The sequence below is a fragment of the Pseudofrancisella aestuarii genome (assembly GCF_003574475.2).
In the GTDB taxonomy this organism is placed as follows: Bacteria; Pseudomonadota; Gammaproteobacteria; order Francisellales; family Francisellaceae; genus Francisella; species Francisella aestuarii.
The window spans coordinates 395002-410123 of the sequence record NZ_QLIS02000002.1; the positions used below are offsets into that span (position 1 = coordinate 395002).

Here is a 15122-nt window from a genome sequence, read left to right on the forward strand (position 1 = left end):
GAAAGTTGGTTTCAGTTGATGAAAAAAAGAGGACAAGATATTTTGTTTCTTTATTCTTTTTACAATTATTTGAAAGATTTAGTTTTTTTGGTTTTTTTTATATTCTCATATTCTTTTGTATCAATAAGCTCAGCTTGACAGAATCTCAAGCATCGATTTTTGCAGGATCATTTACAGCATTATGTTATGTACTTAGCTCACTAGGAGGATATGTTGCAGATAAAGTTCTAGGTGTTAGAAGGGCTTTATTTACGGGAGGTATCTGTTTGCTCTTAGGCTATTCTATTTTAGCGAGTGGAGATTTTTTTACTGATGCAGCTGTTTATTTTGGGTTAGCTATGGTGATTACGGGTGCATGCATGTTTGTACCTATGACATTAAATAGCGTGTCAAGATTGTATGCGGGAGATCCGGCAAAACTAGATTCAATATACGCATATTTTAATATGGCAAATAATTTAGGGGCTTTGACTGGAGCTATTCTAATTCCTTATCTTAGTAGCGCAGATTCATATGGTTTAGAAAATAGGAATTATGGACTTGCTTTAGGTGTTTGTGCTTTTGGAGTTTTGCTGGCTTTATTAAATGTATTTCTAAATAAACAACTATTTTTATCAATCGCTGCACCAATAGGTAAAAAAGCATTGGGCTTAAAGAAGTTAGTTGCCGTTATATTAGGGGTGATAATTTTTATTTCTCTAATAGCAACTCTATTATATTTTAATAGGCTTATTAGCATTGTTCTTGTGGCTGCTGTTATTGCGATTGTTGGATATTTTATTTACATGACTTTTCAACAAGATAAAGAGTATCGATTAAAGATGTTATTATTACTGGTATTTATATTTTATGCGACCATATTTTTTATGACATATGCTCAGAAAACAACATCTTTCTTCCTATTTAATGTGCATCATGTTGACTTGAATGTGCTGGGGATGAAGTTAAACTCACAGACAGTTCCAGGTTTGCTAAATACTTCAGGAATACTTATATTTTCGCCACTTTTAGCTATGTATTTTAATAAGATGGGTGATAGGCTTCGTTCAACTAGTAAATTTGCTCTTTGTTTAATGTTTGCTGGTCTATGCTATGGTTTTTTATTTCTAGTTTGCTTATTTAATGATCCTACATCTAAAGTTTCTTTTTGGTGGGAAGTTTTCGCTGTAGGAGTTTTCTTTTCTTGGGCGGAAATTATGGCAACAGCAGTTGGACTTTCCCTAATCACACAGCTTGTACCTACAAGAATTAGAGGTTTTTGTATGGGTATGTGGTTTTTGACATGGGCTGTGGGTATAAAAATGGGAGCATTTGTAGCATCTTTGTTTGCAAGTAGTAACTTGGAAAACTCTAAAAGTTCAAAATTATTAGGTCAAGCTAAGATTGATAGTTATTTAGGATATCAAGAACTATTTATGTGGATTATGATAGTCACTTTAGTAGCAGCATTTTCCTTATTCATAATAAAGGGATGGATTAATAAGGTTATTTATAACAACTAGGTAGTTTTATGGCAATAAATGTTTTGGAAATAAGTAAGGATAGGTTAAGAGCTAATATAGAAATAATCAAAAAATATATTGGAAATACAAAGCTATGTTTTCCTGTTAAAGCTAATGCATATGGGCATGGTTTAGAACTTGTTGTAAGTAGCTCTTGTGATTTGGTTGATTATTTTGCTACGGCTAATGTATTAGAAGCATTGAGAGTGGTTAAGATAACGGATAAGCCAGTAATTGTTTTTGGCGTAGCTGAATTTGAATATATTGAAGATATTGTGAAATATGATTTACGCATAAGTATTCAAAATTATAATGATATTGCTATTTTAGAAGATCTTGCAAAGATGTATAAAAAAAATATTAAAGTTCATATCGCTGTTAATACAGGTATGAACCGAATGGGAGTTGATTATACTGATGCAAAAAGAACTATAAAAAGAATTAAGGAATCAGATTATATAATCTTGGAAGGTGTTTATAGTCATTTAGCTTGCGCAGATAATAGAGATCATCCTACTAATAAAAAACAAATATTGAGATTCGAAGAGATTAAGCAGTATACAAAATTGATTGATGAAAATATTCTTTGTCATCTATCTAATTCTTATGGTTTTTTAGGTCAAAAAAATATTCTTTATGACATGATCAGGCCAGGAATATTAACTTATGGTTTCTTACCTTATTTCTATCTTGATAGAGAGATTAGGGAAATTAAACCAATAGCACGACTTTTATCTAAGGTCGTTAAAGTTATAACTCTAAATGAAGATGAAGGCGTTGGTTATTCGGTAATATATCGTGGTTTCGAAGGCGAGCAGATAGCTGTTGCTCCAATAGGGTATGGAGATGGTTTCCCTAGAGAACTTGGAGATAGAGGTGTGGTTAATATAAATGGTCATATGTATCAAATGGCTGGAAAGATGAGTATGGATGCTTTAACTATTTCTCTTGGTAGGAATGAATATGGAGTTAAAGTTGGAGATGAGATTGAGTTGATATCAGATATTTCTAGAAATAGGAATAGTGCATTTTCATTAGCACAGCAAGTTCTTACCATAGAGTATGATATTATGTCAACATTAAATGATAGGATTGTTAGAAAGCTTGTATAAAGGGCGCTTTCTTTACTTTGCGCTAGAAAGAAAGTAAAATGTAATTTAATGTTTTTCTGAATTGATTTTTAATTTTTTAGGAGATTTTGTGGAAAGAAGAAGTCTTTCAACCTTTAGTTTAGTGGCTATGGGAGTTGGTGCAATTATGGGATCTGGGTGGATGTTTGCTGCTCAATATACTACTCAAACAGCAGGGCCAGCTTCTTTCTTTTCTTGGATAATTGGTGCTTTATTGATGCTGTTTATAGCTTTGGTTTTTGCCGAAGTTTGTACAATAGTGCCAGTTGAAGGGTCGACTTCTAGAATACCTCATATTACACATGGAACGCTTACTAGCTATATTTTCGCATGGATTACTTGGATATCTTATTTAGTATTAGCACCGATTGAAGTACAAGCAGTAATTCAATATTTGGCGGTTTTTTATCCTGATTTAATTAATGCTTCAAAAGAGGGGGCATTATCTATAGTTGGTTTTCCTGTTGCTGCATTGATGCTTTTGGGCTTTTGTATTATTAATTTCTATTCACTTAAATGGTTGGCTAAAATAAATAATGTTATTACTTTATTTAAAGTACTTGTGCCAGTGTTTATATCTATAGTTTTTATAGTTTTTTGTTTTACACTACCAGCCTTAAAAGATATTAAAGCAGAGCCAATAGAGATGATACCATTTGGTTTTGATGGTGTTTTGGCAGCTGTTTCTGTTGGAGGTATTGCATACGCTTTTACAGGATTTAAAACTATAGTTGAGTTAGCTGGAAGTACTAAAAATCCTAAAAAATCTATACCTTTTGCAACTATTGGAGCTATATTAATTTGTCTAGTAGTTTTCTTGTTTTTACAGTTTGCATATTTATTGGTAATGTCTAAGTATGTTCATGGGAATAATTGGGATACTATAACAATATCTGGTGAAGCAACTTCAAGCTTTGGACCGTTTGCTGTAATGGCCCAGCATTTTGGAGAGAAGTGGGTTATGTATCCTTTATATTTTGGAGCTATAGTATTTCCACTTATGGCTGGTTTGATATATTTCAGTATTGCTCAAAAATCTTTAGGAGCAATGGTTGCTAATGGCTACTTGCCTAATATACTAGGTAAACTAACTCCAATTACTAAAAAGCCAGTGTATGCTATAGGTTTTAACTTTTTAATTGCTCTAGTAATGTTTGCACCGTTTCCGGGATGGCAAGAAATGGCAACTTTTTTAACGTCTCTTATTGCCTTAACATATGTTACTGGATCGACATCTACAATGGCATTGAGACATCATCTACCTGATATACATAGGCCTTTCAGACTTAAATTTGCTTATTTAATATGCACTTTAGGTATATTTGCTGCAAGTTTGGTATTTTTGTGGAGCGGCTGGGTTATTATATCTAAAGCAGGTGTGGCATTGATTATTGCTATAGTAATGTTAGGTGCTTATAGAATATTTAGACATGATAAATCAGAAGACATTCATTGGAATTTTAGAGAGTCTATATGGTTCTGGTTTTATATTGTCGCTGTTACATTAGTGTCGTATTTCAGTACATTTGGTGGAACGGGACTACTTAATTTCTATTATTCAACATTAGCTTTATTGGTAATAAGTTTTATAACAATAACTATAGCTAAATATCTTTGTTTATCAGGAGATGAAATGCTTGAGGGTATAAAGCAAGCTATATCTAATGATAATTACGTATAATAAGTTCGAAAAACTTTTCATTTTATTGTCTACTATTTTATAAACCTGTATTATTAGTTCAGAATTTAAAAATATTATATTTTATGATAAAAATTTCTTTTCAAGGTGAGCATGGAGCTTATTCTGAGCAGGCTATAATAAGTTTTTTCAACTCTCAAGGCATAGATAATATTGAAACAAAACCGCGTTTGTCTTTTTATGATGCAATAGAAGAGGTTGTGAAAGGTGGGGCTGATTTTGTAATGTTACCTGTGGAAAATTCTTTGGCGGGATCAGTTATTCCAGCATATGATGAGTTGATAAAAAGCAACCTCAAAATAAAATCTGAAATTATATTGAGAGTGGAGCATTGTTTAATGGGGTTGGCAAACAGTAGCCTTTCAAAGATTGAGGGAGTGATATCTCATCCTCAAGCATTGTCACAATGCTCAAATAGTCTTAAAAAAATGGGACTATCTCCCCAAGTATTTGGTGATACAGCGGGTGCAGCTAAGTATATTTCAGAGAGAAAGAAAAAAAATCTTCTGGCAATAGCTAGTAAATTAGCAGCTGAAACTTATAATTTAGAGATTATACAAAGTCAATTCGAGGATGAAAGCTTTAATTTCACAAGATTTTTCCTAATGGGTTACTCAAACATAGATAAGACAAATACTTCTAATAAATATAAAACATCTATTATATTCTCAGTTGAGGATAAGGCTAATGCACTTGTTGGGATACTAAATATTTTTGGTAAATATAAAGTTAATTTAACAAAAATTGAATCTAGACCTTCGCGTGACAGGGCTTGGAATTATTTATTTTTTATTGATTTTGAAGGCTCTGAAGATGATGAAAATGTTCAAAAAGCTTTATTAGAGACTCTAAAAAATAGTACCTTTTTGAAGGTACTTGGATCTTACCAGACTAATCAGTATTAGGATTTAAATGAAGAAAATAGTTTTTTTTATAATTTTTTGTTTTAGTTTTTCTATAGTATTTGCTTATGATGATATGACTGTATTATCGTTAAATGATTTTCATGGACAAATGCAGCCTAGCAGGAACATGGTAGGAGCTGCAAAAATAGCAGCATTTATTCAAGATTATAAAAAAACGCATCCAAATTTAGTGGTGGTATCTGCGGGAGATAATTATCAAGGAACAGCTATTTCAAATATATCTCATGGAAAAGTAGTAAATGAGTTTTTTAATTATATTGATTTAAAGTTTTCTGCTGTGGGTAATCATGAGTTTGATTATGGTCAAGAATGGTTCAAAGTTTGGGCGAATAATGATTTTGAATATTTAGCGTCAAATATATTTTATGAGGGATCAGAAAAACCACTTGATTATACTCAGCCTTATGGATATCAAACATTTGATGATGGTAAGACTATATATTTTATAGGTTTGGCTACTTTAGAGACTCCAGAAACAACAGCAGAAAAAAATATAAGTAATCTTGAATTCACAAATCCAGTACCGAGCTCTAATAAGTGGGTTGAATATATTAATAATTATGAAAAAAATGGGTTGCCAAAGCCAGATGCTATAGTTCTTTTAACGCATATTCCTACAGAGCAAGATGCAAGTGGAAAAATTTTCTATTTATCTACAAGAGAAGAGCTTAATAATGAAACAGAAATAGATTATGTAACTAAAAATATAAAAGGAGCTTCAGCGTTAATTTCTGGACATAGTCATAAGCTTGTAAATGGTTTTCTTAATGGTAAAGCGATTATACAAGGAGCTAGCCAAGGTAAGGATATTGGAGTTTTACATTATGATTGCCATACTAAGAAAGACTTATGTGCAGTTGCACCTGAAGTTATTAATTTAGCAGCAGCAACAGAAAATCTAAAAAATGATCCAAAAGTTTTAGAGATTATTGATAAATATTATAATCAAGCAAAAGAAAAGCTTAATGAAGTTATTGCAATATCAGAAGAGGCATTATCAAATGAGCCAGCAGATAATGGATTTTATAACATTCAGCTTACATATTTGATAGCTAATATCATGAAAGAAGCTACTAATAGTGATATAGCTTTGCAAAATACATATGGTGTTAGAAGGTCGCTACCAGTAGGTCAAATTACATATGGAATGATTTATGAGGCTCTACCTTTTGATAATATGGTTGTAGCCCTAAAGCTAAAAGGTAGCGATATTAGAAAAATTGTGGAACATAGTCTTCCTAAAGGAAAAGAAGAGCTTGGGGTGATTGCAGGTATAAAAGTATTTATTAGTTCTGATGGAGAGATTCAAAAAATTCTTATAAATGATAAGACTATAGAAGATGATCGTTTATATAAGGTGGCAACTGTTGATTTCTTAGCAACAGGTGGCGATGGTTTTGATTTTTCAAATATGAAGGATTATAAGGATACTGGAGAACCATCTAGGGATTTTGTTATAAGCTATTGGAAACAAAATGGTGTGCATTTGCCTAGAAGTTGGAAAAATATAACTATTACTAAGTAAAGAATGTTTGAGAAAGTAGAAATAACGTATAAAAGAGTTAAAAACTTAAAAATATCTGTAAAAGCTTCAGGCGTAAATGTTGTAGCTCCAATAGGTATTTCTCAAACGAAAATCTTAGATATATTGAAAGAAAAAGCTAAATGGATAGAAAAACAGCAAAATAGAATTAGTTTAAATAATAAGTTTGACTATTCTCAAGTAACATTTTCTAATATGGATGAAGTATATTTTCTTGGAGAGAAGCATACAATTCAATTAATAGATTCGGTTAATAATTTAATTCATGAAAAAGATGGAGTTTTAAAATTTTACTTAAATAGTAGCGTTATAAATAATGTTAAATTCAGACAGAAGTTGTTTCATGAATTTATCTTTGATAGAGCAGATATTATTTTAAATAATTTAGTCGCTAAATACTTAAAAATTACAAATCAAGAAATAGAAAGAGTATCAATAAAGAAAATGAGAACACGATGGGGTTCTTGTAATCATGTGAAGCGAACTATTAATTTAAATGTTGATTTGATTTTAAGAAATATAAAATCAATTGAATATGTAGTTTTACATGAGATCGCTCATTTAACTCACCCAAATCATAGTAGAGAATTTTATAAATATATAGAGCAATATATGCCTGATTGGAAGGCTAGAGAACGCGCTATTAAATAAAATTACATTATTACCAAATTGTGATATCATGATTTTCGGTTAAAAATAGCTTTATATGTTATGGTTATTCATCTGAAAATGCTGCTTTTTTAAAAAGTACTCTAGCGATGAAAGAAATATCATTGAAGATTAAAACGGTATATTATTAAATAAAAAAGGGGTGTTTTATGGAAAGCACTTTTGAACTTTTTTCAATAGGTATAGGTCCCTCATCTTCTCATACAATAGGCCCAATGAGAGCAGGTTGTGATTTTGTTTCTATAAATGAAAATTTTCTAAAAGATACGACCAGAATAAAAATAGATTTATATGGCTCTCTTGCTTTAACAGGTAAAGGTCATAAAACAGATTATGCTGCTATTTTAGGGATTATGGGATTTTTACCAGAGTCAATAGATATTGAGTTGGCTAAAAAGTTATACGAAGAGTGTCTTCTAAATAAAAAAATAAGTTTAAAAAACGAACATGTATTAGATTTTGATTATGATAGGGATTTAGAATTTCATTTTAAAGAGTTTTTGCCAGAGCATGCTAATGGCATGAGATTTTCGCTTTTCAATAATGATGAGCTTCTCACCTCTAAAGAGTATTTTTCCATTGGTGGAGGATTTATTGTCGATAAGAAACAAATTAAAAAAGATGAGATTCCTACAGAAATAACTTGTAATAAACCATATCGTTTTGCGACTATGAAGGAATTAGCTAACCTTTGTGAATCAGCTAATAAAAGTATTGCTCAATTAATGTTTGATAATGAAATAGCGGTATTTGGTGAAGGGGTTGCTATAGAGAAGCTAAATGCTATTTGGAATGTGATGGAGCTTTCTATAGAGAAAGGTCTAACCTCTAAAGAGGGGATTTTGCCTGGAGGATTAAAGGTAAGGAGACGTGCCCCAAGCTTATATAAGAAACTTAGAGATTTAAATACAGAAATAACAGACTTTAATTATCTAAATGCTTATGCCATAGCTGTGAATGAGCAAAATGCTTGTGGTGAAAGAGTTGTTACTGCACCAACAAATGGAGCTGCTGGAGTGATACCAGCTGTTTTGAAATACTATTTAGAAGTTAATAATATCGCTGATGAGTCAAAGAGACTGAAAGTAATTAAAGAGTATTTATTTACTTGTGCAGCAGTAGGTATTTTATATAAAACAGGTGCTTCAATTTCCGCAGCTGAGGTTGGATGTCAAGGGGAAGTTGGAGTAGCTTGCTCCATGGCGGCAGCAGGATACTGTGCTTTGCTTGGTGGCGATGTTAATTCTATTGAATCAGCGGCTGAAATAGCTATGGAGCATAATCTTGGACTTACTTGTGACCCTATTGGTGGATTAGTGCAAATTCCTTGTATAGAAAGAAATGCGATGGGAGCTGTTCAGGCCATAAATGCTGCAAAGCTTGCTCATCTAGATAGTGGAGAAAAACATTTTGTCGGTTTAGATTACGCTATTAAGGTTATGTTTGAAACAGGCTTGGATATGAATACTAAGTATAAAGAAACCTCTCTTGGTGGTTTAGCTGTTAATGTCCCTATTTGTTAAATTTCAATAGTGGTAAAATTATACTAATCTAGTATAATTGTTTAGTTCCTTGTTTTAGAATAATTTAAGTATTTAAAATAATATGTATGATGTTATAAAAATAAGAAAAGATTTTCCTTTTCTTAGTCAAACTATAAATGATAAGCCTGTTATCTTTTTTGATACGGGAGCTTCTGCACAAAAGCCTAAAGTGGTTATAGATGCAATAGCAGATGCATATGCTTTTAGTTATGCAAATGTTCATAGAGGGGTGTACTTTTTAAGCCAAGAAGCAAGTGGTAAGTATGAAAGAGTTAGAGGGTTGGTTAAAGAATTTATTAACGCATTTAGAGAAGAAGAGATTGTTTTAACAAAAGGAACAACTGATTCAATAAATATATTGGCTTCTTCACTAGGAGAATGGTATTTAACCAAAGGCGATGAAGTTATTGTTACTGAGATGGAGCATCATGCAAACTTTGTACCATGGCAAATGTTGTGTTACAAAAATGATCTAGAATTTAAAGTTGCAAAAGTGAAAGATAATGGTGATTTAGATATAAAACAACTTCTATCTTTGGTTACTAGTAAAACAAAGGTTTTAGCTATCACACAGTGTTCAAATGTGTTGGGAACTATTAATCCAATAAAAGAGATTGTTAAAGAAGTTAAGAAAATTAATCCAAAAATTTTAGTTGTTGTTGATGGTGCGCAAGCTATAATACATCAATCTGTGGATGTGCAAGATTTAGGTTGTGATTTTTTTGTTTTCTCAGGACATAAGTTATATGGAGCTACTGGAGCAGGAGCTTTGTATGGGAAGTATGAACTTTTAGATCAAATGCCTCCAGCTAGGTATGGTGGCGATATGGTTGATATGGTTAGTATTGAGAAAACTACTTTTGCTAAGGCGCCACTTAAGTTTGAAGCAGGAACGCCAGATATCATAGGCACTGTTGGGCTTGGGGAAGCGATTAAGTATATAAATTCCATAGGGATGAAAAATATAGAAGAGCATGAGCAAAAGCTTCTGAAATATGCGACTAAGTTATTAAAAGAGATTGAAGGCTTAAAAATCATTGGTGAGTCTGAACACAAAGCTGGTGTGATCACTTTCATTGTTGATGGTTGTCACTCTAGTGATATAGGCGAATTGTTAGCTATTAAAGGCATTTGCGTTAGGACTGGGCAACATTGTGCACATCCACTTATGCAAAGATTTGGTTTAACTTCTACAGTTAGAATGTCTTTTGGAATGTATAATACTTTTGATGAGATTGATACATTTGTGTTAGCTTTAAAAAGAGTGATAAAACAATTAAAATAACATTTATATTTTAAAGAGGATTTATGGTTGAAGTATTTGACCCTAATAAGAATATTTTAAATATTACAGAAGCAGCAGCTAAACATTTTAGAAAGCACTTAGAAAAAGAAAGTGGAAGTGTGGGTGTTTATATAGGCACTAAACTTATGGGATGTTCTGGACTTGCGTATGATGTTGAATTTGTTAAAGAAAAACCGGCCGATGTCACGGAAACAAATTTGTTTGATATAAAGTTTTTTATTTCAAATAAATCTAGAGATTTTCTCAACGGTTTGAAAATAGACTATGTTAAGCATGATTTTGGCTTATATAAATTAGAATACACAAATCCAAACGAGTCAGCTCGTTGTGGTTGTGGTGAAAGTTTTACTGTATAGAGAGTGATTTAATGAAACCGACTGATGTTACTATTATAAGACGAGAGGTTGTAGCTGTTGCAGTTCCTTTCGGTAATGAAATTACATTAATGCCAGGGCAAGAGGCACTAGTTACTCAAGATAAAGGAGGGAGTTTTACTTTAAATGTAAATGGCAATCTTCTTCACTTGGATGGCAAAGACGCTGATGCAATTGGCAAAGCGATAGTTAAGTATCCAGTAGAAAAGTATGATATCAAACCGGGAGATCCAATAAACATGGATGCTATTTGGGATCAGATGAAAACTGTATATGATCCAGAAATTCCTGTTAATATAGTTGATTTAGGTTTGGTTTATAATGTTTCTACTAGAGAGTTAGAGAGTGGCAATTTCCATGTTATTGTTGATATGACATTAACAGCTCCTGGATGTGGAATGGGCCCGATTCTTATGAAAGATGTAGAAACTAGAGTGGCTATGCTACCAAATGTTGATAAGGTTGATGTTATAATGGTGTTTGATCCACCATGGAATTCTGAATTAATGACAGAAGAAGCTAAGTTAGAGTTAGGATTATTTTAGACTATATGAAGCAAAAAATAGCAATCTATCCTGGAACCTTTGATCCCATTACAAATGGACATTTTGATTTAATCAAAAGAGGTTTGTGTATTTTTGACAAGATTATTGTAGCTATATCTACAGGTTATGGAAAAAATACTTTATTTGACTTAGAAGATAGAAAGAAACTAGTAGAAACTGTTTTTAAAAATGAAGATAGAGTTGAAGTTATAAGTTTTACAGGACTTTTGGTAGATACTGCAAAAAAACATAATGTTTGTGCGATCTTAAGGGGCCTGAGAGCTGTTTCTGATTTTGACTATGAATATCAGATGTCTAGTATAAATAGTAAATTAGATGATTCTATTCAGACTGTTTTTTTAACTCCTAGTGAGAGTTTTTCTTGTATTTCTTCCACTATGGTTAGGGCTGTAGCAATCCATGATTATACTAGACTTAAGGAATTTGTTCCTGAGTGTGTATATGATGAGCTGAAAAATAAAGTGCAAAGAGGATAGTAATGGCTTTATTAATAACAGATGATTGCATAAATTGTGATATTTGTGAGCCTGAATGTCCTAATCAAGCAATTTCACAAGGTGAAGAATATTATGAAATTGATCCTGATAAGTGTACTGAGTGTGTAGGGCATTTCTCTGTATCTCAATGTACAAAAGTTTGCCCAATTCGATGCATAATCGTAGATCCTGATCATATTGAAACAAGAGAAGATTTAATGTCAAAGTATAAAAAGCTTACTTCAAATTAATTAATAAATATTTTTATAAAAACTAAGCAATTTTATGTCAAATATTCTTAAAACATGTATTTTAAAATAACGTAAAAATATATTGGTAGCTTTAGTTTAACAAGGTTTCTTAATTTATTTCTGAATTGAAAATCTTATTAACTTAAATTTTTCTTAAAATTTTTCTTGATTATAAACTTTCTTTTATCTAGAATATTTGCATTGACTATTTCCAGTCAAGAAAATTTTATTAAATGTTATAAAATCTATAGAGGAGATTTTTGATGAAATTAAGAAGTATGGCTATTGCTACGTCTTTGTTGTTTGGTTCAGCTAGTTTTTCTTTTGCTGATAATATAATCGATGCATTTGGAAGTACTTGGGGAAGTATTACTAATAGCGATAACACTTGGGGTCCTCAAGATAGGACGGGTCAATGGTATTTAGGTGTAGATGCTAATGGTCTTGCTGGAACTCCTAACTCTCCATCAGGTGCTGGCGCTAACTTCATAATGGGTTATAACATTAATAAATATTTTGCTGTGCAATATAACCAATTGGTTGGTAGAGACTTTGCTGGTCTAGGTGAAGGTGTTATCAATTTTAGTAACAGTACAATGTTTACTCCATACGCTGCAGGTGGTGCCGGTTGGGCAAACTTAGCAGGTCAAGCAACTGGGGCTTGGGATGTTGGTGGAGGTCTTAAGTTTGAACTTTCTAGAAATGTTCAAGCGAGTGTTGATTATAGATATATTCAAACAATGGCACCTAGTAATGTTTCTGGGGCAAATGGTAGAGCCGGTACTAATATGATAGGTGCTGGATTAACTTGGTTCTTTGGCGGAAAAGAAGATAATACAGTTAATACATCTAATATTAAAGATAATGGTGCTACAACTGCTGCAGAAACTACTGGTGCATCTGCTTTACCAACTATAGATGAGGGTAAATACAATCTTCCTGAAGGTATTAAGCAATGTGAAGGTAACTTCAACTTAACAAAAGATGGAGTTGCTTGCTATACAGTTGATGGCGATGATGTTACTGTATATTTAGATACTAAGTTTGCTTATGATAGTGCTGAGTTAAATACTAAAGGCAAAGCGGCAATAGCTAGTTTTGTTAAATTTGTAAATAGTTATGATATAGCTAAAGTAACAGTTAAAGGTTATGCTTCTCAAGGTAAAACTGGTCCTCTTTATGAGAAGTATAATAAAGACCTTTCTGAAAGAAGAGCAGCATCTGTTTCTAACTATATGAAGCAATTAGGTCTTGATGATACAAAAATTGACACTAAAGGCTTTGGTTATGAGTTTCCATTAGTTCCTAATACAAACTCTGAGAACAAAGGTTATAATCAAAGAGCTCAAGCAAGTGTTTCAGCGCCTTTAAAAGAAGAAGCTTCTAACTAATATATTTACTACAATCAATTATTTATTCTTAAAAGCTTAGAGTTTATAATATTTAGACTCTAAGCTTTTCTTATTTTTAGATATGTTAAATATTGTTCTTTATGAGCCTGAAATTCCTCCAAATACTGGCAATATAATTCGTTTATGTGCTAATGTGGGTGCAAGTTTGCATCTTATTGAGCCACTAGGATTTAAGCTTGATGATAAGCAGTTAAGAAGAGCGGGTTTAGATTATCATGAGTTTGCAAGTATTAAAATATATAAAGATTTTAAAGATTTTATTGAGCAAAACAAAGATAAGCAGATTTGGGCTTGTACCACTAAAGCTAGTAGTTATTATCATCAAGTAAAGTTTTCTAAAGATGATATGCTTTTGTTTGGTCCAGAGACTAGGGGGCTACCTGCTGAGATTCTAGAATATTTGGGAGAAACACAAATTAAAATCCCTATGAATAAGAATAGTAGAAGTCTAAATTTATCGAATGCAGTGGCTGTTATTTTATATGGGGCATTAGACAATATTGGTTTTGAAAACTTACAATTAATTTAATTTGTTTTCTTTATAAAATTTTGGCTCAAATCTTATACCGTATTTTACATTCATCCACATTCTACTAATAAATGATTGTGTTTCAGCATCGTGAATATTTAATACATACATTTTTTCTAACATTTCATTAGTGGGTTTTATATTTGTATCATTGAATAGTTTTGATAGGTATTTTTCATTACCAGTCATAGCATTTGGTTGATATAAATAATTACTATTTTGAGCTGCAACATAAGGATCAATTATGTAATTTATAAGCTCATAAACTTTATCTAAATTTTTAGCACCTTTAGGAATCATTAACATATCAAACCAGATGTTAGTCCCTTCTTTAGGAACAATATATTCTAGTGTAATATCTGGATTTATTTCTTTTGCTCTCTCAACAGATCTTACCACATCACCAGAATATCCCATTACTAAACAGAGATTTCCAGCTGTAAAGTCATTTTGATATTTATTACTATCAAAATACTTAATGTAAGGCCTTACATTATCAATCAGATATAGTGCGGCTTCTTCATAGGCTGCTTTATCTGTTGTATTTGGGTCTATACCTTTATAGAAGAAATAGTTGCCAAAGATTTGTTCAGGTTCATCTAATAGGGATATTCCACAATTGGAAAGCTTACTTAAATATTCAGGATTAAAAACATAATTCCAGCTATTTGGTATAGCATCTTTACCTAGCCTTTCTTGAATTTGCTCTTTGTTATAAGCAAGTCCAGTTGTGCCATAGCTATAAACTATTCCATACTTATTGTCAGGATCATTTATTTCTGAGATTTTATTGTAGATAATGTCATTTTTATATTTTAAATTTGGTAGCTTTGATTTATCTAATTCTATAAGAGCATTAGATTGGATTTCACTTGGTAGATATAGTGAGCCTTGTTCAATTAAATCAAAACCTGATGAACCTGTTAAAACTTTTGTTCTTGTCATGTTGTCATCAGATGTGTAAATATATTTTACTTGAGTATTACTAAGCTTAGAAAAACAAGGGATAATATTGGGTGAAATATAGTCAGCCCAATTTGTAAAATTTAGCATCTGTCTCTCATCAGTTTTTGTAAGAGGGGTCTTTAAGATACTATTCTTACAGATATATTTACTATCTTTAGCGTATAAGCTTGAAGCTGAAGTAAGCATTAAAGCAAGTGTTAAATATTTTACTTTTTCCATCTTAATTTAA

The 15122-nt window shown here is 31.8% G+C and carries 15 protein-coding genes; 14 read left to right on the forward strand and 1 reads right to left on the reverse strand.

Going from position 1 to position 15122, the window contains the following annotated elements:
- The first annotated feature begins 5 nt into the window (after positions 1 to 5).
- The 14 genes from DNK87_RS06015 (at position 6) to trmL (ending at position 13927) form a co-directional block, all read left to right on the forward strand.
- The gene (locus DNK87_RS06015; RefSeq protein ID WP_119329974.1) at positions 6 to 1502 is read left to right on the forward strand and encodes a peptide MFS transporter; all 1497 of its coding nucleotides are present in this window, start codon (positions 6 to 8) and stop codon (positions 1500 to 1502) included.
- A gap of 14 nt (positions 1503 to 1516) precedes the next feature.
- Positions 1517 to 2614 (forward strand): alanine racemase, encoded by a 1098-nt coding sequence (gene alr, locus DNK87_RS06020; RefSeq protein WP_119330155.1) that lies wholly within the window; start codon positions 1517 to 1519, stop codon positions 2612 to 2614.
- A gap of 88 nt (positions 2615 to 2702) precedes the next feature.
- Positions 2703 to 4313, forward strand: coding sequence for an APC family permease (locus DNK87_RS06025; protein WP_119329975.1), 1611 nt, complete (start codon positions 2703 to 2705; stop codon positions 4311 to 4313).
- An 83-nt stretch (positions 4314 to 4396) separates the two neighbouring features.
- A complete protein-coding gene (pheA, locus tag DNK87_RS06030; protein WP_119329976.1) occupies positions 4397 to 5236 on the forward strand; it encodes a prephenate dehydratase in 840 nt (279 codons plus the stop codon).
- 7 nt (positions 5237 to 5243) lie between these two features.
- The gene (locus DNK87_RS06035; RefSeq protein WP_119329977.1) at positions 5244 to 6782 is read left to right on the forward strand and encodes a bifunctional metallophosphatase/5'-nucleotidase; all 1539 of its coding nucleotides are present in this window, start codon (positions 5244 to 5246) and stop codon (positions 6780 to 6782) included.
- A 3-nt stretch (positions 6783 to 6785) separates the two neighbouring features.
- Entirely contained in the window at positions 6786 to 7451 is a 666-nt protein-coding gene (locus DNK87_RS06040; protein ID WP_119329978.1) for a M48 family metallopeptidase, read from the forward strand.
- Between the two features lie 167 nt (positions 7452 to 7618).
- Positions 7619 to 8992 (forward strand): L-serine ammonia-lyase, encoded by a 1374-nt coding sequence (locus DNK87_RS06045; protein ID WP_119329979.1) that lies wholly within the window; start codon positions 7619 to 7621, stop codon positions 8990 to 8992.
- A gap of 82 nt (positions 8993 to 9074) precedes the next feature.
- Positions 9075 to 10298, forward strand: coding sequence for an aminotransferase class V-fold PLP-dependent enzyme (locus DNK87_RS06050; RefSeq protein ID WP_119329980.1), 1224 nt, complete (start codon positions 9075 to 9077; stop codon positions 10296 to 10298).
- A gap of 23 nt (positions 10299 to 10321) precedes the next feature.
- Entirely contained in the window at positions 10322 to 10675 is a 354-nt protein-coding gene (locus DNK87_RS06055) for a HesB/IscA family protein (protein ID WP_119329981.1), read from the forward strand.
- Between the two features lie 11 nt (positions 10676 to 10686).
- Positions 10687 to 11238 carry a putative Fe-S cluster assembly protein SufT gene (gene sufT, locus DNK87_RS06060; protein ID WP_119329982.1) on the forward strand — a complete coding sequence of 184 codons (552 nt, stop codon included), beginning with the start codon at positions 10687 to 10689 and terminating at the stop codon, positions 11236 to 11238.
- 5 nt (positions 11239 to 11243) lie between these two features.
- Positions 11244 to 11735, forward strand: a complete 492-nt coding sequence (gene coaD, locus DNK87_RS06065; protein WP_119329983.1) for a pantetheine-phosphate adenylyltransferase — start codon at positions 11244 to 11246, stop codon at positions 11733 to 11735.
- A 2-nt stretch (positions 11736 to 11737) separates the two neighbouring features.
- Positions 11738 to 11986, forward strand: coding sequence for a YfhL family 4Fe-4S dicluster ferredoxin (locus tag DNK87_RS06070; RefSeq protein ID WP_119329984.1), 249 nt, complete (start codon positions 11738 to 11740; stop codon positions 11984 to 11986).
- Positions 11987 to 12249: 263 nt separating this feature from the next.
- Positions 12250 to 13377: an OmpA family protein gene (locus tag DNK87_RS06075; protein WP_162523389.1), complete on the forward strand. Its 1128-nt coding sequence runs from the start codon at positions 12250 to 12252 to the stop codon at positions 13375 to 13377.
- A gap of 82 nt (positions 13378 to 13459) precedes the next feature.
- Positions 13460 to 13927, forward strand: coding sequence for a tRNA (uridine(34)/cytosine(34)/5-carboxymethylaminomethyluridine(34)-2'-O)-methyltransferase TrmL (gene trmL / locus DNK87_RS06080; protein WP_119329986.1), 468 nt, complete (start codon positions 13460 to 13462; stop codon positions 13925 to 13927).
- Here the strand turns inward: trmL and DNK87_RS06085 are convergent.
- Positions 13919 to 15079 carry a polyamine ABC transporter substrate-binding protein gene (locus DNK87_RS06085; protein ID WP_377654950.1) on the reverse strand — a complete coding sequence of 387 codons (1161 nt, stop codon included), beginning with the start codon at positions 15077 to 15079 and terminating at the stop codon, positions 13919 to 13921. The genes trmL and DNK87_RS06085 overlap by 9 nt on opposite strands.
- Positions 15080 to 15122: the final 43 nt, after the last annotated feature.

What these genes read in the sequence shown, in the direction of transcription:
- pheA (WP_119329976.1), top strand. Translation starts at nt 4,397, where the DNA reads ATGATAAAAATTTCTTTTCAAGGTGAGCATGGAGCTTATTCTGAGCAG.
- DNK87_RS06035 (WP_119329977.1), top strand. Translation starts at nt 5,244, where the DNA reads ATGAAGAAAATAGTTTTTTTTATAATTTTTTGTTTTAGTTTTTCTATA.
- DNK87_RS06040 (WP_119329978.1), top strand. Translation starts at nt 6,786, where the DNA reads ATGTTTGAGAAAGTAGAAATAACGTATAAAAGAGTTAAAAACTTAAAA.
- DNK87_RS06045 (WP_119329979.1), top strand. Translation starts at nt 7,619, where the DNA reads ATGGAAAGCACTTTTGAACTTTTTTCAATAGGTATAGGTCCCTCATCT.
- DNK87_RS06050 (WP_119329980.1), top strand. Translation starts at nt 9,075, where the DNA reads ATGTATGATGTTATAAAAATAAGAAAAGATTTTCCTTTTCTTAGTCAA.
- DNK87_RS06055 (WP_119329981.1), top strand. Translation starts at nt 10,322, where the DNA reads ATGGTTGAAGTATTTGACCCTAATAAGAATATTTTAAATATTACAGAA.
- sufT (WP_119329982.1), top strand. Translation starts at nt 10,687, where the DNA reads ATGAAACCGACTGATGTTACTATTATAAGACGAGAGGTTGTAGCTGTT.
- coaD (WP_119329983.1), top strand. Translation starts at nt 11,244, where the DNA reads ATGAAGCAAAAAATAGCAATCTATCCTGGAACCTTTGATCCCATTACA.
- DNK87_RS06070 (WP_119329984.1), top strand. Translation starts at nt 11,738, where the DNA reads ATGGCTTTATTAATAACAGATGATTGCATAAATTGTGATATTTGTGAG.
- DNK87_RS06075 (WP_162523389.1), top strand. Translation starts at nt 12,250, where the DNA reads ATGAAATTAAGAAGTATGGCTATTGCTACGTCTTTGTTGTTTGGTTCA.
- trmL (WP_119329986.1), top strand. Translation starts at nt 13,460, where the DNA reads ATGTTAAATATTGTTCTTTATGAGCCTGAAATTCCTCCAAATACTGGC.
- DNK87_RS06085 (WP_377654950.1), bottom strand. Translation starts at nt 15,079, where the DNA reads ATGCTTACTTCAGCTTCAAGCTTATACGCTAAAGATAGTAAATATATC.